This is a genomic window from Pusillibacter faecalis (assembly GCF_018408705.1).
GTDB lineage: Bacteria > Bacillota > Clostridia > Oscillospirales > Oscillospiraceae > Oscillibacter > Oscillibacter faecalis.
Genome location: NZ_AP023420.1, coordinates 2,112,516 through 2,129,761, shown reverse-complemented (window position 1 = coordinate 2,129,761; position 17,246 = coordinate 2,112,516). Strand labels below are relative to the sequence as shown.

18 protein-coding genes are annotated in these 17,246 nt (G+C 58.0%); 10 read left to right on the top strand and 8 right to left on the bottom strand.

Going from position 1 to position 17,246, the window contains the following annotated elements; translation table 11 throughout:
- The first annotated feature begins 51 nt into the window (after positions 1 to 51).
- Positions 52 to 942 (top strand): LysR family transcriptional regulator, encoded by an 891-nt coding sequence (locus KJS55_RS10605; RefSeq protein WP_187029648.1) that lies wholly within the window; start codon positions 52 to 54, stop codon positions 940 to 942.
- Between the two features lie 125 nt (positions 943 to 1,067).
- Here the strand turns inward: KJS55_RS10605 and KJS55_RS10600 are convergent, their stop codons facing one another.
- The 7 genes from KJS55_RS10600 to KJS55_RS10570 form a co-directional block, all read right to left on the bottom strand.
- Entirely contained in the window at positions 1,068 to 2,414 is a 1,347-nt protein-coding gene (locus KJS55_RS10600) for a UbiD family decarboxylase (protein WP_213543311.1), read from the bottom strand.
- A gap of 122 nt (positions 2,415 to 2,536) precedes the next feature.
- Positions 2,537 to 4,006, bottom strand: coding sequence for a hypothetical protein (locus KJS55_RS10595; RefSeq protein WP_207724337.1), 1,470 nt, complete (start codon positions 4,004 to 4,006; stop codon positions 2,537 to 2,539).
- A gap of 1 nt (position 4,007) precedes the next feature.
- Positions 4,008 to 4,637: a 4Fe-4S binding protein gene (locus tag KJS55_RS10590; RefSeq protein ID WP_187029644.1), complete on the bottom strand. Its 630-nt coding sequence runs from the start codon at positions 4,635 to 4,637 to the stop codon at positions 4,008 to 4,010.
- A 44-nt stretch (positions 4,638 to 4,681) separates the two neighbouring features.
- Positions 4,682 to 5,455 carry a 2-keto-4-pentenoate hydratase gene (locus KJS55_RS10585; RefSeq protein WP_213543310.1) on the bottom strand — a complete coding sequence of 258 codons (774 nt, stop codon included), beginning with the start codon at positions 5,453 to 5,455 and terminating at the stop codon, positions 4,682 to 4,684.
- A gap of 65 nt (positions 5,456 to 5,520) precedes the next feature.
- Positions 5,521 to 6,393: a molybdopterin-binding protein gene (locus KJS55_RS10580; protein ID WP_187029640.1), complete on the bottom strand. Its 873-nt coding sequence runs from the start codon at positions 6,391 to 6,393 to the stop codon at positions 5,521 to 5,523.
- Entirely contained in the window at positions 6,390 to 7,199 is an 810-nt protein-coding gene (locus tag KJS55_RS10575) for a beta/alpha barrel domain-containing protein (protein ID WP_213543309.1), read from the bottom strand. The genes KJS55_RS10580 and KJS55_RS10575 overlap by 4 nt, the downstream gene beginning before the upstream one ends.
- Before the next feature lie 79 nt (positions 7,200 to 7,278).
- Complete coding sequence (locus tag KJS55_RS10570; RefSeq protein WP_187029636.1) at positions 7,279 to 8,052, bottom strand: IclR family transcriptional regulator; 774 nt, start codon at positions 8,050 to 8,052, stop codon at positions 7,279 to 7,281.
- 253 nt (positions 8,053 to 8,305) lie between these two features.
- Between KJS55_RS10570 and KJS55_RS10565 the strand changes: the two genes are divergently transcribed.
- From KJS55_RS10565 to KJS55_RS10530, 8 genes are all read left to right on the top strand, one after another.
- Positions 8,306 to 8,743: a DUF3842 family protein gene (locus KJS55_RS10565; RefSeq protein ID WP_187029634.1), complete on the top strand. Its 438-nt coding sequence runs from the start codon at positions 8,306 to 8,308 to the stop codon at positions 8,741 to 8,743.
- Between the two features lie 225 nt (positions 8,744 to 8,968).
- Positions 8,969 to 9,724, top strand: a complete 756-nt coding sequence (larE, locus tag KJS55_RS10560) for an ATP-dependent sacrificial sulfur transferase LarE (RefSeq protein WP_187029632.1) — start codon at positions 8,969 to 8,971, stop codon at positions 9,722 to 9,724.
- A gap of 15 nt (positions 9,725 to 9,739) precedes the next feature.
- Positions 9,740 to 10,501 (top strand): nickel pincer cofactor biosynthesis protein LarB, encoded by a 762-nt coding sequence (gene larB / locus KJS55_RS10555; RefSeq protein ID WP_213543308.1) that lies wholly within the window; start codon positions 9,740 to 9,742, stop codon positions 10,499 to 10,501.
- On the top strand, positions 10,498 to 11,784 hold the full coding sequence (gene larC / locus KJS55_RS10550; protein WP_213543307.1) for a nickel pincer cofactor biosynthesis protein LarC: 1,287 nt from the start codon (positions 10,498 to 10,500) through the stop codon (positions 11,782 to 11,784). The genes larB and larC overlap by 4 nt, the downstream gene beginning before the upstream one ends.
- Entirely contained in the window at positions 11,777 to 12,295 is a 519-nt protein-coding gene (locus KJS55_RS10545) for an FmdE family protein (RefSeq protein WP_187029626.1), read from the top strand. Before larC ends, KJS55_RS10545 begins: the two co-directional genes overlap by 8 nt.
- A 28-nt stretch (positions 12,296 to 12,323) precedes the next feature.
- Positions 12,324 to 13,424 carry an iron ABC transporter substrate-binding protein gene (locus KJS55_RS10540; protein ID WP_187029624.1) on the top strand — a complete coding sequence of 367 codons (1,101 nt, stop codon included), beginning with the start codon at positions 12,324 to 12,326 and terminating at the stop codon, positions 13,422 to 13,424.
- The gene (locus tag KJS55_RS10535; protein ID WP_228300514.1) at positions 13,414 to 14,496 is read left to right on the top strand and encodes a FecCD family ABC transporter permease; all 1,083 of its coding nucleotides are present in this window, start codon (positions 13,414 to 13,416) and stop codon (positions 14,494 to 14,496) included. The genes KJS55_RS10540 and KJS55_RS10535 overlap by 11 nt, the downstream gene beginning before the upstream one ends.
- Positions 14,493 to 15,302, top strand: coding sequence for an ABC transporter ATP-binding protein (locus KJS55_RS10530; RefSeq protein ID WP_187029622.1), 810 nt, complete (start codon positions 14,493 to 14,495; stop codon positions 15,300 to 15,302). Before KJS55_RS10535 ends, KJS55_RS10530 begins: the two co-directional genes overlap by 4 nt.
- 108 nt (positions 15,303 to 15,410) lie before the next feature.
- Here KJS55_RS10530 and KJS55_RS10525 read toward each other — a convergent pair whose 3' ends face one another.
- Entirely contained in the window at positions 15,411 to 16,142 is a 732-nt protein-coding gene (locus tag KJS55_RS10525) for a heparan-alpha-glucosaminide N-acetyltransferase domain-containing protein (RefSeq protein ID WP_228300513.1), read from the bottom strand.
- 155 nt (positions 16,143 to 16,297) lie between these two features.
- Here KJS55_RS10525 and KJS55_RS10520 point away from each other — a divergent pair, with 155 nt between their 5' ends.
- A complete protein-coding gene (locus KJS55_RS10520; protein ID WP_187029620.1) occupies positions 16,298 to 17,140 on the top strand; it encodes a tyrosine-type recombinase/integrase in 843 nt (280 codons plus the stop codon).
- The last annotated feature ends 106 nt before the right edge of the window (positions 17,141 to 17,246 follow it).

Genomic DNA, 17,246 nt, shown 5'->3' with positions numbered 1-17,246 from the left:
TGACCGATATCACCTCATCTCCGTGCAAGTTTTTCGGAAAGGATACGGGCCATGGATATTAAACAGATGAAGTACTTTCTCGAAATCTGCAAACATGGGAGCATCTCCCACGCCGCAGAGAGTTTGTTTATCTCACAGCAGGGATTGAGCAGTGCGGTCCGCCGGCTGGAGTCTGAGCTTCACTGTGATCTGTTTTATCGGAAGAGCAACTCCCTGGTTCTAACGGACCAAGGGAAGTTTTTCCTGGAACAGGCCTCGAGCATTGTGTCCGAATTTGATAAGCTGCAGAACCATTTCCTGTTCTCCGGCGGCTCCGACAACCACATCTCCGTCATCTGTGTCTATAACATCATCTCCAAGAGCCCGCTGGCGCTTCAGCGGCTCCTGCTGGACAACACCTCCGGCATAGAGATTTCCATCGGCGAGTGCTACTCCAGTGACTGTGCCCAATACCTCGAAAATGACGAGTGTAATTTTGCAATCAGCTATGATATTGATGATTGGGGTAGTCAGTTTGAGGTCATTCCACTCTTCTGGGTCGAACACTGTTTCATCGTTCACCGAAGTAATCCCCTGGCCCAGCTGAACGAGATCCCCATTGAGCAGCTGCAGGGTGCCCGCATGATTTTCCCCGCGCAGCGCACCGCTATCCGCGCAAAACTGGATCAGCTGTTTGAAGAGCATCATATCCATCCGCTTATTGTCTTTCAGACGAATCAGGCTCTCCAGATTTATAACCTTGTCGCCAACGACCACTCGCTGGTCGCCCGCGTCACTGTTGCCGACGCCGAGGCAATCAACAACCCTGAGTTTAAGCTTCTCCGCTTGCGCGACGTCAATGTTTCGACCAATGTCGTTCTGGTCCACCGGTGTGACCGCCAGCTCTCCCTCGCGGAGCGCGCGTTTCGCCAGGATGTGCTGGCTGCCGTCAAGGCCACTTAACGGCAGCGCCCTCACTCAGCAGTCATATCCCCCTCCGCCGCACGAAGGGGCAGGAGCCCGATTCATCGGACTCCTGCCCCTTTTCCATAAAACCACCTGTGGGTGCGCCCCGCCCCTCCGGGCTGTCAATCCAAATAGTCCCTCAGATCAACATGATCAAACCCGGAGATGCGGATCTTTTCATATCTTGCACGGTCGGCATCCACAGGGATCGTGGCGTCAATCCCCATCTTGTCGCTTGTCCCGTGATTCGAGGATGGGTCCAACTTATTCCCCATGGCGCCTGAAATCACGAATACGTCCCGGGATGCCTGCACGCGGTTGGCGATTGCCCACTCCACGTCCTGGGGATCGTAGATGTCAATATCGGTATCGACGGCCACCACGTGCTTGATCTCTGTGCTGCTGGCAAAGGCGGCAAACATGGCATTTTTGGCCTCGCCCTCATACTTTTGAGCTATTTGGAGCACCACGTGATAGCGGCAGCCACTTGCCGGCGTAATATGCACGTTTTTGATGTTAGGCGTAGCCTGCCGGATAAGCTGCATCATCGTGGCCTCACGGGAAACAGCCCCCAGCAACAGATGCTCCATGGTGGCTGGAATAATCGTGTGGTAGTAGGGCTGGCTCCGGCAGGTGACTGCCGTGATCTCAATGACATGCCGGGGTGCCTCGGGGCCATAGGTACGGGGATATTCTCCAAAAGGGCCCTCGGCCTCCCGCACATGGGGCAGAATCCGCCCCTCCAGAATGATCTCGCTCTCCACCGGCACCTCAATGTCTACCGTCTCACAGCGGGTCAGCTCCACTGGCTCTCCCAACAGGGTTCCGCCGATCTCAAACTCATCAACGCCAAGTTGCGTGGTGGCCTGGGAGGCCAGCAGTAAGGAGGGATGGACTCCGATTGCCAGCGCGATTTCCAGCGGCCTTCCGGCTGCCTCTGCCATGTTGAACAGCTGGTTGGTGTGCCGCGGCAACAGTAAAGCGCCAAGATGATTCCTATCTCGGATCTCATGGCGGTGAATCGCCACGTTGCGGATTCCGGTCTCCGGGTCCTTGGTGATGCACAGCGCGGCGGTCAGGTATCGTCCGCCGTCCTTTTCATGATGCACACAGGCAGGCAGCATGCCCAGATCTACTTGGTCCCCGATCATGATGCGCTCTTTCACCGCAAGGCCTGCGCCATCCACAATCCTGCATGGTGTCAAATTGCTCAGAGCCTCGGTAAACTTTTCCATGAGCTGCGGATAGGTCAGCCCCATGGAGCGGGCAATTGCCTCTCGGGAGGTAACGATTCCGGTGAGAACCGGCATGTCACTTCCCTCTACATGCTCAAACAGTGCGCCGCAGTCGGGCTCCAACTTTTTGCCCACCGCGGCAAGCTCGTGGATGGGGCTCACCGTCTTGTGAATCTTTTTAAGTGTGCCCTGGCTCTCCAGCTCCTTCAGCCAGTCGCGCAAAATCGGCTTCATCAGCAACGCTCCTCTCCCCCGCTCCGATCAGTATACCTCCCCGGACGGGCTGGAGCAACGGTGCATGCGACCATCCATGCTCCCACTGTCCGGACAGTGGCTCACTGAAAGCGGGTGTTTTTTTATCGGTTCTTTAGCTTGTTCAGCACGGACATGTCCACTCCGCGCTGACGGAACCACTTGGGCATCAATTCCTTTTCCACCCGCTCGCTAACCTCTGGCGCCTTGGCAATCAACAGCTCTGCCAGGGATCTGGAACAATTCAGGCCACCCATGGCGCCGTCAAAGATGATGACCTTGTCGGTTCCCGTGGCGTTATAGGCGAAGTTCATGGCTCCCTCCGTGGTCTTGGCGACGACAGCGTGATCCATGTATTTGATATTCATGGGCTCCATGTCGAACATCTTGGCCTGCTCTGCACCCACGACAACTGTGGGGATATGCTCAGAAAAGAATGCAGAAGGGTACCCGGTCCAGGAGTAGTTGTGCACGCACATCTTGATAGCCGGATTCAGCGGGGGAATCCCGTCCAGCAGAGGCTTGCCGTTTTTGCCGTAGAATGCCTCTGTATACCAGGTATACGCAGGCAACGGCGTTTTTTCCATGTCGTACAGATCCGTGTTAGCGCCCACAAAGTTGGCGTAAATAACGCCGGCAGAGAACACATAGGGCACTGGGCAGGGGAAGTCCAGCGCCGCAATACACTCGTCAATCTCTCCAAACAACGTCATGATTTTGCCGTAAATCTGGCAGCCTATGAAGGTCGCGCGGTCGTTGACAGCGTACAGGTCATTATCTGCGTCCACGCCGATGACGCCGTGGGGACCTACATTTAAAAAGGCCGCAAAAGCAAATTTGCTCTGTACGAACTCCGACTCAAAGATGGCGCGTGCCGTAAAGTTAGCAGCCCTGGGCCCCAGATTCTGGTGGTAGGTGGATCTAGTCTCAATACGCGCGTAGGACATACCGAAAGGCTTGACGGCCTTATCGATCTGTCTGTGAAAGTGGACCTCGCGCACATCGGTATGGTGGGCGTGGATGATCCAATCCGCGTCATAGACGGACTTCAGGCCATAGAGCGTGCCTACTTCCGTCTCAATGGGAATTCCCTCATCCACAGGAGCAATTCCCTTAACCTTGCCCTCGTAATAAGTATCCAAGCCGTAGCGCTTCATATACTCCTCCGTCTCGCGGAAGCGCATGCCAACGCCAGCACGCAGCCGGATATTCCGGCAACCGGTCTTTTCAATGATAACGTCACGGATGGCCTTGAGCAGGATTGCATAGGGCTGGCCGCCGAACAGCGTGAAACCGTGATGGGAAGCCAGCACATTCACGGACTGATCCGGCTGAATCATGCTCATGTCCACCTTGCGCAGCTCTTCCTTCGCCACCTCATATAGCTTCTCCAGCGCGTCTTCCGGTCCTGGGTAAATAACATCCGGCAAATCCGGGAACAGCTCCTTGAGCTTCAGCGAGACCATACCCGGCATCTCCGCCACTCTCCTTTTCACAAGAGCAGGTTCAATACCGTATTGGGAGGGTCTGGGCGCAATCGGCATAATGGGGGGATGCATCATCTTGTTTTCCATATTACTGATCCTCCTTGGCAGAATCATTCACGCGGATCTCCGCAATCTCATCCAGCAGCCTCCGGTCCTCATCAAAGTAGAAGCCGCGGGAGCTGTACTTCTCTTTGACCGCCTCGGGGATGTCCCACGCGGTCACGGTGGTTCCATACCACTGGTACCCATTGGGATCGGGATGCAGCTCATTGCCGGCGGCCTTGACCATGCGGAGCATGGGCTGGATGCACTCGATGGTGCACCCTGTGCGCATTCCGGTCATAGAGGAGACCTCCTCCGGAGTAGTCGCGCCGGAAAGGAGCGCCGCAGCCACCTCCTCCGCCCGGGTGCCGACACAGTAGCACAGGACCTGTTCCGGGTTCAGGTGTGCCCTTTTGCAGATCTCCCGGATCTTTTCAGGGTCAAATTGACTTACATCCACACCCACATCAAAGGGATCGTCCCGTTCCACCATCTTGATGGCATAGCGCGGGCAGCGGTCCGCGCAGTTCGCGCAGCCCCGGCACTTGTGGTCATCCTGCAGCGTTGCCTTTTTGTCCACAACAGAAATGGCATAGACGGGGCATACCTTCTCGCAGAGCTTGCAGCCGATACAGAGCTCTTGATCCACGACTGCTTTCAACGTTACATGTTTCACAGTGTATCCTCCTGTAAATAACTAGAATGGTTTCAAGATACGTCTTATACAAATCTCACGCTGACACTGCCCAACCCGCAGAAGCTGGCAGTAAAAGAGTCGCCCGCCTTTGCCGGCAGCGCCGCTGTCAGGGCTCCGGCCAGCACAATACTGCCTGCCGCTAACTCAATATCATAGGCTGAAAGCGCATTGGCAAGCCAGGCCACCGCCGCCGCGGGATTCCCCCAGACCTCCGCGGTCGTGCCACTGTTCACCAGTTCACCATTCTTTTCCAGAGTCATACCCGTCAGCCGCATATCCACCTGGTGAATTGGCGTCATGCGGCTGCCCACCACCAGTCGGGCAGAGGACCCATTGTCAGCGATTGTGTCCACCAGCTTGATCTTCCAGTCCTTGATCCGGGAGTCCACAATCTCCAGTGCGGGAACCACATATTCTGTGGCGTTATACACGTCCGCGATCGTCACGGAGGGGCCCTTCAAGGGCGCCCTCAGACAGAAGGCCAGCTCACCCTCCACCTTGGGCTGAATCAGCTCATCCGCCAGACAGGGCTGCCCTTCCAGTAGAAGCATGGAGCTCAGCAGGTGTCCGTAGTCCGGCACATCCACGCCGAGCAGCTGCTGCATGGCCTTGCTGGTTAGGCCGATCTTCATGCCAACGATCTTCTCTCCAGCCTCCACTCTACGGGCGATGTTGCGCAGCTGCACCATATAGGCGTCGTCAATCGTCATGTCAGGATTGTCCTGGCTGAGCATTGCCACCTGCCTGCGCTCGTTTTCCGCTTTGTACAGAATGTCTGCTGCCCTTTCAATATTCATGCGTCTCTTCCTTTCTGTTCTCATGATTGTATGCAGATTTCATGGCTCACTCTGCGGCAGCCGTCTCATGGCTGCCACTTCTCTGCCAGAATCCTGGCAAGCACTGCCGCAATCTCCTCTTTTGCACACCCCGCTTTCAGCAGTTCAACCATTTTCGGCGCAGTCATCTCCACCTCGTCATGCGGTCCCGGAAGAGTGATCAGCGTCGCAATCCCAACCTGTCCGACTCCGACTCGGACGCCGTCCTTGACGTGCCGTCCGTGTCCTTTTTCATATTTTACGATATACGGCGTAGCTGCGGACGCGTCTAAGTGCAGAATGCTCTCCACGGAGTGATCCTTATCCTCCGCGCCAACGCCGCCGGAGGTGAGAATCAGTCCAAAGCCTCTGGACACCGCATCCGAGAGGATCTCCGTCATCACATATTCGTCATCTGGAATTACATCACCGACTACCACTTGATAACCGTTTTCCTCCAACAGCTTTTTGAGATAGGGGGTGTTTGTGTCCTCAATGAGGCCTTCCTCTATCTCAAAGCCTGTCGGAAACACGATAGCCCGACGGGAAACCTTCTCCATGATTTGACTGCGGATGTCGTCCACCCGGCGCAGAATCTCCCGCTGGTCACTGGACACCGCGCAGATCAATCCAAGAATCCCGTTGGAGTGGACCTCAGATTCCTCTGTCAGATACACGCCTGGAATCTCCCTCAGTGCCTGCAGCAGCTGTGCTTCCTTTCCCATGAGGTTTTCTTGCTGCACTTCTTTTTCTGTAATATCAAATGTGATATGTGATGAACGGACATCCACCACCATCACCTTGTCCTCCTGCAGCCCCAGCACCCGCGCCACTGCGGCAGCCATCTCTGTCAAGTTCGCCTGGTCCAGGGTCACATCACTGACCCAGAGTTCTGTCTTTTCCAGCAGATTCAAGCTCATGGTTTAATCTCCTCCACAACGTCAAGCCGCATATCCAGAAGCTGAGCGTCAATAATTTCCTTGCCGATTCCCAGAATGTCCACGCCCAAATCCGCCATCACCGGAATGTCCCGGATGCGGACGTTTCCGGAAAAGGCAACCTGCACCTGATTCCGCCCTCCCAGCCGGCAGAGCTCCTCGATACACGCGGTCAAATCGGAGATTTGTCCTGTGTCAATCATCAGGACGTCACCACCGCCGGAAAGCGCCTGTCGAGTCTCACTTGGGATAGAGTCGAGCTTCCCCTTGATCTGCACGACCTTTTTCAGCTGTCTCCACTCCGCTGCCGCAGTTAGGGCCCGCTCCACGGAGCCGAACATCTCAATGTAGTTTTTGTCAATGTAGAGCATTGGGGCCTCGCTGATTCTGACCTGGGCTCCGCCCACAGCTACAGCTTTTCGAACTGCCATTTTCAGCTGGGGAGGCATCTTTTTCCAAGCGCCGGATACAATTTTCACCCGCCCTGCCGCTGTCTCAACCGCACGGCGGGCAGCCGTGGCGATCCCAGATGTTTTGGCGAGCAGCCCGATAAGTCTCTCCTCCGCCAGCGCCATCTGCTTCGGGGACGCCGCGATTTCCGCCACGGTTTCTCCTGCCTCCAGCGCAGCGCCCTCCTCCAGGCTGCAGGTCCACTGAACGCCGAGTCGGGCCGCACACTCTGCGGCCTCCTCCACGCCGGAGATCACCCCGCTTCTCTCCGTGGTCAGCACCGCACGGAAGGTTTTTGTCTGGATCTCTCGGAACAGGGCATCTCGAATATCATTCATGTCGCTCTCCATATTTTGATATTATCAAATATCGTTCTTATATTTTAGTAAAAAAAGAACCTATGTGGTTCTTTTTTATTCATTGGAGATAGCCCAGCCGGGCAGAGAGCTGCTTGGTGCACATCAGGATGTCCGCCACCGCATCCTCCTGATTGACGCTTTCGATCCGCCCATAGGGGAAGGACAGACTGACTGCCAGTACTGGCTCTCCGTCGTGCTGTAAAATGGGCGCCGCGATGCATGTCAATCCTTGTTCTATCTCTTCCCGGTCCATGGCATAGCCAGCAGCATGGACGCGCTCCAGCTCTTTCATCAGCTCTCTTTTGCTGGAAATCGTGTTCGGCGTAAATTTTTTCAGAGGTCCCTTTAAAACGTATTCCTTCAGATAGCTTTCCGGCAGATGTGCCAGCAACGCTTTGCCCACCCCCGTACAGTACATGGGGGCCCGCCGCCCGATATTGGAGGCGCTTATCAGAGAGTCTCCCCTTTCAATCTTGTCCAAGTAGATGACCTCTCCTGCACTGTGCGTGGCGATGTGGATCGTCGCGGGATACTTCTGCACCAGAAAGGCGCATGCCTTCTTGGTCTCCTCACGGATGTCAATCCGCGCGAGAACCAGATTTCCGAGCTCAAAGAGCGTAATGCCCAGCCGGTATTTCTTATTCTCCGTCTGTTCCAGATACCCATAGCGGACCAGTGTGTTAACGAGGCCAAAGACCGTGCTCTTGTTTAAATCCATCTCAGCCGCAATCTCGGAAATCCCCAGTTCTCTCGCGGTCCGGAAACAGTTGATAATCTGTGCAGCGCGTGCCACGGACTGAACAAGGAGTCCCGTTCTCTTTCTCTCCTGCATGTTCTGTCACCACCTCGTTTGACGTATATGCCATTCTTAAGATATACTATATTCCCTCTTCATTAGGAATGTCAACACATTTTCAGTAATGTCAAATTTTATTTGTAAATATCGCATAATTTTGAGATATCTTTTTTTACATATTTTTGCTTGACTCGCAGGAAAAACATTGGTACACTGAATAAAAATTGATGCCGCTTCCCCTGAATTCCAGCCGGGCGGCATGGAACATTGTTCAGGGAGCTGTGGAATCATGACAGACAAACGGCCCGGCATCGCGGTCATTGACGGCCAGGGCGGCGGCATGGGCCGGGCCTTGGTGGAGCAGATCAAGCGGGAGTATCCCGGCGTTTTGATCCGGGCGCTGGGCACAAATGCAATTGCCACCGCCGCCATGATGAAGGCCGGCGCCCACGACGGCGCCACCGGCGAGAATGCGCTGATTTTAAATGCCGGGAAGATGGACATTTTGATCGGTCCCATCGGAATCGCCATGGCCAACGGTCTGCTGGGGGAGGTCACTCCGGCCATGGCTGCCGCGGTGATGGCCAGCAACGCGGTCAAAATCTTTCTTCCCCCTCAGAAAAAATGTGAATTTCACTTTGCAAACGGGGATTCGCAGTCGCTTCAATCCTACATTGAGGAGGCCATGCGGATTCTTCGTGCAGAGCTTGCGGAACAGCTGCGGTAAGCATTAAATGAAGGTCAGAAGGTCTTCCCTCCGCAGTCGGTTTTTTCACAGCGTGCTTTTATTGCGTGGATGTATCCATGCGGAACTGCCAGAAGGCATACCTTTGGAAGAGGTATGCCTTCTTTTTCTGTTTGACCGAAAGCCCTGTCCTCTTTTGGGATATGCGCCGAAGTGGCGCCTCTTTCATGAAAACACTTGCCAAGGAGATATGGAAAGGAGTCCCCTATGACACTTCAGGATTTTTTCCAAAGCACCTCCCACGGCGCCATCGCGTACTCCGGCGGCGTGGATTCCTCCCTGCTGGTCTGGGCCGCTGCGCAGTACGGGCGGGACTGGCGGGCGTATTATGTCCGCACCGTCTTTCAGCCCGAATTTGAACTGCTGGACGCAAAAAAGATTGCAGCCGAATGCGGCATCCCGCTGACCATTCTCGAGGGCGATATCCTGCAGTTCCCGGAGATCCGCACCAACCCCGCCGACCGCTGCTATCACTGCAAGCACCGGCTCTTCTCTGCCATCGGGCAGCAGGCAGCCGTGGACGGCTGCTCGCTGCTGATTGACGGTACCAACGCCTCTGACGACGAGGGCGACCGCCCCGGGATGCGCGCGCTGCGGGAGCTGCGGGTCCGCTCTCCCCTGCGCGAGTGCGGTCTGACAAAGGGCGACGTCCGGCAGCTGTGCCGGGAGGTGCACTTATCTGTGTGGAACAAGCCCGCCTATGCCTGTCTTGCCACCCGCATTCCCACCGGAACCCCCATCACCCGCGAAGCCCTTTGGAGCATTGAGCAGGGCGAAAACCTGCTCTCCTCCCTGGGCTTTCAGAACTTCCGCATCCGGCTCCACGGCGGTGCCGCCGTTCTACAGGTGCAGGAGGATCAGTTTTCCTATGCCTGCGAGAACCGGGAGACCATTCTTGCCCGGCTCTCCCCGGTCTTTTCCCTGGTAACTCTGGATTTGGTCCCGCGCAGGCGGGGTGAGTGAGAGGCGGTGTGATCTATGGCTGTCAAGCACGATATTCTCTCTGTCCTGCAGGAGGTCCGGGACGGGACGCTCTCGCCGGAGGACGCCCTGTTGCGGCTGAAGCTGGCTCCCTTTGAGGATCTGGGATACGCAAAGGTAGACTATCACCGGGCCGTCCGCCAGGGAGTGCCCGAGGTCATCTACGGTCAGTCCAAGACCACGGAGCAGATCCGCGGCATTCTGGAATCCATGCGCAGGCGGGGCTGCATCAATATCCTGGTTACCCGTATCGGTCCGGATGTGGCGGAGGCGCTGAAAGAGCAGTTCCCTCTGCGCTATGAACCGCTGGCAAGGCTGGCGGTTGCCCTGCCGGAGCCGGTCCAGAGCCGTGGTTCCATTGTGGTGGCCACCGGCGGCACCAGCGACATGAGCGTTGCGGAAGAGGCCGCTATCACCGCCGAGGTGCTGGGCAACAGCGTCACCCGGCTTTATGACGTGGGAGTGGCAGGGCTTCACCGGCTGTTGAGCAATCTGGAGCCGCTGATGAGCGCCCGGGCGGTGGTTGCCGTGGCGGGCATGGAGGGTGCCTTGGCCAGCGTGGTGGGCGGTCTGGTGGACTGCCCGGTGATTGCCGTGCCTACCAGCGTGGGGTATGGCGCCTCCCTGGGCGGACTTTCCGCCCTGCTCTCCATGCTGAACTCCTGCGCCAGCGGGACCAGTGTGGTGAACATCGACAACGGCTTCGGCGCGGGGTTCCTGGCCAGCCGAATCAACCAAATGGAGAGTGCGGAATCATGAAAATCTTATATCTGGAGTGCAATATGGGCGTTGCGGGGGACATGCTGATGGCCGCGCTGTATGAACTGCTGTCCCCGGCGGGGCAGAGCAGCTTTCTCGCAACCATGAACCAGCTCTTCCCCGGCGTGGAGGTGCGTCCCCGCCAGGCCGTCACCTGCGGCATCACTGGTACCCACATGGATGTCACCGTTCGAGGTGAGCCGGAGCACAGCCATGACGTAGCCCTAAGTCATCATCAGGACGCCGTCCACGCCCCCGTCCATGAGATGTCTCATGACGAGGCCCATCACGGCCACGAACACGGCCATGCGCACAGTCACCACCACACCACGATGGCGGACGTCACCGCCATCGTAGATGCGCTGGCACTTCCCCTGGAGGTCCGTGCAGCTGCCAGCGCTGTTTACGGCCGCATCGCCCAGGCTGAGTCCAAGGCCCACGGCGTACCCGTGGAGCAGGTCCACTTTCATGAGGTGGGCGCGCTGGACGCGGTGACGGACGTCACCGGCGTGTGCCTTGCCATCCACATGCTGCGCCCTGACCGCATTTCCGCCTCTCCCATCCACCTTGGCAGCGGTCAGGTCTGCTGTGCCCACGGCGTCATGCCGGTTCCGGCTCCCGCCACCGCCCGCCTTCTGGAGGGGGTTCCCTGCTACACCGGGGATATCCGGGGCGAGCTGTGCACCCCCACCGGCGCGGCTCTGGTGTCCCAGTTTGCCGGAGCGTTCGGCCCCATGCCGGTAATGACGCTGGAGAAAACCGGCTACGGTGTCGGCGCAAAGGAGTTTCCCGCCGCAAACTGCGTCCGGGCCTTCCTGGGGGAGGTCGGAGACCCCCAGCAGGCGGAGATTGTGGAGCTGTGCTGTCATATTGACGACATGACGGCCGAGGCCCTGGCCTTTGCCGGGGAGCAGCTGCTGGACCAGGGTGCCTTGGATGTCTCCTCCATCCCTCTGACCATGAAAAAAGGGCGGGCGGGGATCGCCTTCACGGTCCTGTGCAGGCCCAGGGATGAAGAGCGCCTCGCCCAGGCGATGCTGCGGCAGACCAGCACCAACGGTGTCCGCTCCCGCTGCTGCCGGAAGTACATTCTCTCCCCCTCTATCCGCACCGTGGACACGGCTTACGGCCCCGTCCGCCTTAAATGTGCTTCCGGCGAGGGCGTTTACCGGGAGAAGCCGGAGTATGAAGATGTAGCCGCCGCCGCCCGGAGGGCCGGACTCCCCTTCCAGCAGGTCTGGGAGGACGTTCTCACCACCACAAAGGAGGACCGCTATGAATAAGGAACTGTGGGAAAAGGCCGTCGCCTTCCACGGCCATGCGTGCCCGGGTCTTGCCCTAGGCGTCCGGCTGTGCGAATTTGTGCAGCAGGAACTGGGAGTCGGTGTCTCCCCGGACGAGGAGCTGGTGTGCATCGCGGAGACGGACTCCTGCCCCGTTGACGCCGTTCAGGCCATCCTTGGCTGCACTATGGGCAAGGGGAACCTTCTCTGCAGTCGGGCGGGCAAGACCGCCTATAACTTCTATGACCGCGGCACCGGGACTAGCATTCGAGTTGTCGCCCGGCGAAACACGGCGGAGCTGTCCCGGGAGGAGCGCAGGCGTCAAATTCTGGAGTCCCCCCTAGAGGACCTCTTCTCCACCACGGAGGTCAAATATCCCTTGCCGGAGACAGCCCGCATTTTCAAAACCGTCACCTGCGCCGTCTGCGGCGAGGGCGTGGCGGAGCACATGGCCCGCCTCCAGGACGGCGGCATCGTGTGTCCCCACTGCTTCCGCGCCTACGACCGCTGAACATCCCGGGAAAAGAGAGGAATCCCCCATGAAACGTTTTCTCAGCATACTGCTTTTACTTCTGTTGCTGTCCGCCTGTGGGCAGAGCAGGACTGCACCCTCCGACGAGGCTCCGGCCATCCGCGTTGTCACGGACAGCTTCGGCCGGGAGGTCACAATCCCTGCCCAGGTGCAGACCGTTGTCTGCACCGGCTCAGGCGCCCTGCGGATGGTCTCCTATCTCCAGTGCACCGATCTGCTTGTCGGCGTGGAGGACACGGACAAGGAGTATGAGATCTCCACCCTTCGGGACTATGCCCATGTAAACCATGAGCTGTTCGCATCGCTGCCCTCCATCGGAAAGGGCGGCGGCACTGGCAACACCGCTTACATAGAAGAGCTAATCGGCCTTCAGCCGGATGTCATTCTCTCCGGCTATAATGAGGAGGCACTAGAGGAGCTGGCCCAAGCTACCGGAATTCCCTGTGTCTCCATCCGGGCCCGCAGCATTAACTTCATTGACGAAAGCTTTTATACCGCCATGCGGGTGGCCTCTGAAGTGCTGGGCGCGGAGGAGCGCTGTGAGGCAGTCCTTTCCTATATTGACGCCGCCAAGGCGGATCTTGCCGCCCGGACGGCGGACATTCCCGAATCCGAAAGACGCTCCTGCTACGCCGGCGCCGTCACCTTCTCCGGCGCTCATGGCTTCACCGGCACCTACTCCAATTTCGGTCCCTTCCTGGCCATCGGTGCCAAAAATGTGGCCGATGAGGTTGGCGAGGTCGGCTATTTTGACGCGGACCCGGAAAAAATTGTCGCCTGGGACCCGGACGTGATCTTCCTGGACCCTGGCAACCTGGACCTGGTGCGCAGTGAATATGAGACGAATCCCCGCTATTTCGAGGCCCTGCGGGCGGTGCGGAATGGACAGCTCTACAGCTGCCCCTCCTTCAACAACTACTCTACCAACGTGGGGTATGCCCTGGCGGACGCCTACTATGCCGGCACGGTGCTGTTTCCACAGCAGTTTTCCGACATCGACATCGCAGAAAAGGCCGACGAAATCCTAGCCTTTCTCTTGGGGGAGGCCTATTACGACGAGATGGCCGCGGACGGCCTCTTTTATGGAGTGATTGAACTTGGAGCATAATTCCTACCTCAGCGTGGACATCCTGGAAAGCTACGATCTCTTTCTTCGAAGAAAGCGTCTTGCGCTTTTGATCCTGCTCTCGGTGCTGGCCGCCCTGATGCTGTTCGCCGCGGCCAGTGGCTCCTCCGGAATTACGGTAAGCCAGGTTCTGGAGACCGTCCTGGGCAGGGGAACCACCCAGACGGAGGCCATCGTCTTCCGGGTGCGGCTGCCCCGGGTGATGACTGCCGTCGCGGTTGGCGCGGCCCTGGCCCTCTCCGGCTGCATCATGCAGAATGTCCTGCACAATCCGCTGGCCTCCGCCTCCACGCTGGGCGTTTCCCAAGGCGCGGCCTTCGGCGCGGCCCTGGCCATCATCGCGCTCGACGCCGGTGTTCAGAACGCGGCCAACGCCGGGACCGCCATTACCATCCGCTCCCCCGGCACGGTGACAGTCTGCGCGTTCGCAGGAGGCCTTGCCACCACCGCGGTCGTGCTGGCCCTCAGCCGCCTGCGGGGGATGTCCCCCGCAGCCATGATTCTGGCGGGCGTGGCCCTCAGCTCCATGTTCACCGGCGCCACCACGCTGTTGCAATACTTCGCAGACGACGTACAGCTGGCTACGGTGGTCTATTGGACCTTCGGTGATTTGGGTCGCCCCGGCTGGCAAGAAATTGCCATAATCGGCCTGGCCAGTCTGGCCGCCCTGCTGTTTTTCCTGTGGAACCGATGGAACTACAACGCCCTGGAGAGCGGGGCCGCCACCGCCAGGAGTCTTGGTGTGAATGTGGACCTGCTGTCCTACGCCAGTATGGCGTTGTGCACCCTGATTGCCGCCATGAGCGTAGCTTTTGTGGGCGTCATCAGCTTCGTGGGCCTGGTCGCCCCCCATATGGTCCGGCGGTTCACCGGGAACGACTACCGCTTTTTGATTCCTGGCTCCGCCGTCACCGGCAGCATTCTTCTGCTGCTGGGGGACCTAGCAGGCAAGAGCCTCCTCTCCCCCATCGTGCTGCCCATCGGTGCCATCACCTCGTTTCTGGGGGGGCCGCTGTTTCTCTGGATGCTGTTTCGGGGGAGGGAGAGCCTGTGATTTCTGTTCAGAACCTGAACTTTTCCTATCCCTGCGGCCGGCAGATTCTGCGGGACATCTCTTTCTCCGCCCAGAGCGGGGACTTTGTGGCCGTCCTGGGCAGCAACGGCGCGGGGAAAAGCACGCTGCTCAAATGCTTTGACCACATCCTCAGGCCCCAGAGCGGCTCCGTCCTGGTGGATGGGACGGACCTTCTCTCCCTCTCCCTCAGTGAGCTTGCACGGCAGGTGGCGTTTGTGGCCCAGGGGGCCGGCGGTACCCGTCTGAGCGTATACGACACGCTGCTTCTGGGCCGAAAGCCCTACATCAAATGGGGCGTCAGCCAACGAGACCGCGGCATCGTAAATGATGTTCTTCAGCAGATGGGGCTGGGCCGTCTGGCGATGCGGTATCTGAATCAGCTCTCCGGTGGCGAACAGCAGAAGGTTCTGCTGGCCCGGGCGCTGGTGCAGGAGCCCAAGCTCCTGCTGCTGGACGAGCCCACCAGCAATCTGGACATACGGAACCAGCATGAAGTCCTGGGGCTGGTCCGACAGATGTGCAAGGCCCGGGGCATCACCGCCATCCTAGTCATCCACGATCCGAACCTGGCCCTGCGCTTTTGCGACCGCTTCTTGTTCCTCCACAGCGGCACCATCGCCGCGGCTGGGGATGCGTCGGTGGTGAATCCGGAGACCATCCGGGCGGTTTACGGCATTTACGCCGCCGTGACGCAGGTACACGGCGCGACCGTGGTTGTTCCCATCGGCGGGGCCGGACAAGAGCCGCCTCTGGGAGCTACGGAGCAAACCCGGGCCAGGACGTAAAAAAAGCCGCCGATTCTTGTGAATCGGCGGCTTTTTTCCGGTGTCCGCCTCATAATGGAATCAGGCCGGCGGCGGGCATGGGACGCATACGGCAGAGCACTTTGTTTTTCAAGACACTCTCGCAAACATCCACAGCACCCCGTAGATAAGGGGCTGATGCAGCAAATATGCCACCAGAGAGTGCCGTCCCAGCGTTGTCACCAGCGGGAGCCTGAGTTCCCGTCCCTCCCCCTCCGGCCGCAGGCGGTAGAGGAAGTAGCCCGTCCAGAATAGGAACAGCCACGGAAGCAGGGAAAAATAATCCGCGGAGAAAAAATCCGGCCCCGGAAACCCCAACAGTGCCGTGAGGGAATTCTGGTACCAGTCCGCCGGCAATGTCAGCAGCGCCGCACCCTCAAAGCCCAGATATCCTTGGTTAACCTCCCGCAGCAGAAAAAACAGGCAGAAGCTGCCCGCAAGGCCCGCTCTGGCGGGCAGTCGCCGCAGCAGCGGGTCCAAAGGAATGGTCAGCAGCGCTGCCGCGCCCAGCAAAGTCAGCACCCCCCAGTGGATGGGGCTGCCTGCCACCTGGGAGACCGCGCTCACCAGCGCCCCTCCGCCCAGGGATAGAAGTCCGCGCCGCAGCCGGTGATGTCCCAGATGAAAACAGTAGCCAGAGAGCAGAATAAACGTCCAGCAGATGCTCTGCTGCCAGAGATGGGCGCCAAAGGAGCGGTACCATGCCCAATCCTGCCTAAAAAGATAGACCAAATCCCAGCAGGCATGATAGACCATCATACTGACCAGTGTCATGCCCCGCAGCGTGTCCAGTCCAGGGCGACGAGTGCTCAGATACCCCACGGCAGTTCCCTCTCTCTTGAAAAATACGATATTATCCTACCATAAGCGCCCATCATTTTCAAGAAAAGGTGTGAAATTGCCCAGTTTATCCTATGGTGCATAAGCGGTCCTCCGCAAGGTAGAATAAGGGCATTCATCATATGAGGAGGATTTTTATGTCAGCATTCATCACGCCCACTGCCCTGGAGGAGTTTGCCCAGTATCTGCGGGCCGAGGACCGCAGCTCCGGAACCATTGAGAACTATCTGCGACATGTCCGCACCTTTTCCAAGTGGCTGGGAGAGAGGCCAGTCACACACGTCAAATGCGCGGAATGGAAGGAATTCTTGCAGCAGCAGGGCTACAGTGCAGTCACAATCAACTCCATGCTGGCCAGCCTAAACCGATTTCTGGATGTTGCGGGCTTCGGGACATGCCGGGTCCGGCCTCTGCGGATTCAGCGACGGATCTTTCAAAAACAAGAACGGGAGCTGACTCGGGAGGAATATCACCGTCTAGTGGCCGCCGCCCGAAATCAGGGGCGAGAACGGCTGGCCCTTCTTTTAGAGACAATCTGCGCCACCGGCATTCGGGTGTCAGAGGTCCGGTATATAACCGTAGAGGCAGCTCACACAGGGAGGGCGGAGGTCAGTTTAAAGGGAAAAATCCGTACGATTCTTCTCCCAGGTAAGCTTTGCAGAAAGCTTTTAAAATACGCAAAAGATCGCAAAATCGCCTCTGGTGAGATATTTCTCACCAGAGGCGGGCACAGCATATCCAGAAAACAGATTTGGTCGGAAATGAAGTCTGTCTGCAGTGCAGCAGGTGTGGCTCCAACCAAGGTGTTCCCTCATAACCTGCGGCATCTGTTCGCCCGCACTTTCTATCAGGCCAGCCGGGATGTGGTCAAGCTAGCTGATATACTGGGCCATAGCTCTGTGGAAACCACTCGCATCTACCTGATCTCTACAGGTGAGGAGCACGCTCAACAGCTGGAACAGCTGCGCCTGGTCGGATAGCAGACAAAATAAAAATTTTGTTACCATTCGGATGCTGTGTTTGATACATAGGCCACAACTGTACAAGGATTTTACCACAACTTTTATAATAACACAAGCACGACAA

Bases quoted from the DNA above. Each gene is read 5' to 3' on its own strand.
- KJS55_RS10605 (WP_187029648.1), top strand. From the start codon at position 52: ATGGATATTAAACAGATGAAGTACTTTCTCGAAATCTGCAAACATGGG.
- KJS55_RS10600 (WP_213543311.1), bottom strand. From the start codon at position 2,414: ATGAAGCCGATTTTGCGCGACTGGCTGAAGGAGCTGGAGAGCCAGGGC.
- KJS55_RS10595 (WP_207724337.1), bottom strand. From the start codon at position 4,006: ATGGAAAACAAGATGATGCATCCCCCCATTATGCCGATTGCGCCCAGA.
- KJS55_RS10585 (WP_213543310.1), bottom strand. From the start codon at position 5,455: ATGAATATTGAAAGGGCAGCAGACATTCTGTACAAAGCGGAAAACGAG.
- KJS55_RS10580 (WP_187029640.1), bottom strand. From the start codon at position 6,393: ATGAGCTTGAATCTGCTGGAAAAGACAGAACTCTGGGTCAGTGATGTG.
- KJS55_RS10575 (WP_213543309.1), bottom strand. From the start codon at position 7,199: ATGAATGATATTCGAGATGCCCTGTTCCGAGAGATCCAGACAAAAACC.
- KJS55_RS10570 (WP_187029636.1), bottom strand. From the start codon at position 8,052: ATGCAGGAGAGAAAGAGAACGGGACTCCTTGTTCAGTCCGTGGCACGC.
- KJS55_RS10565 (WP_187029634.1), top strand. From the start codon at position 8,306: ATGACAGACAAACGGCCCGGCATCGCGGTCATTGACGGCCAGGGCGGC.
- larE (WP_187029632.1), top strand. From the start codon at position 8,969: ATGACACTTCAGGATTTTTTCCAAAGCACCTCCCACGGCGCCATCGCG.
- larB (WP_213543308.1), top strand. From the start codon at position 9,740: ATGGCTGTCAAGCACGATATTCTCTCTGTCCTGCAGGAGGTCCGGGAC.
- larC (WP_213543307.1), top strand. From the start codon at position 10,498: ATGAAAATCTTATATCTGGAGTGCAATATGGGCGTTGCGGGGGACATG.
- KJS55_RS10545 (WP_187029626.1), top strand. From the start codon at position 11,777: ATGAATAAGGAACTGTGGGAAAAGGCCGTCGCCTTCCACGGCCATGCG.
- KJS55_RS10540 (WP_187029624.1), top strand. From the start codon at position 12,324: ATGAAACGTTTTCTCAGCATACTGCTTTTACTTCTGTTGCTGTCCGCC.
- KJS55_RS10520 (WP_187029620.1), top strand. From the start codon at position 16,298: ATGTCAGCATTCATCACGCCCACTGCCCTGGAGGAGTTTGCCCAGTAT.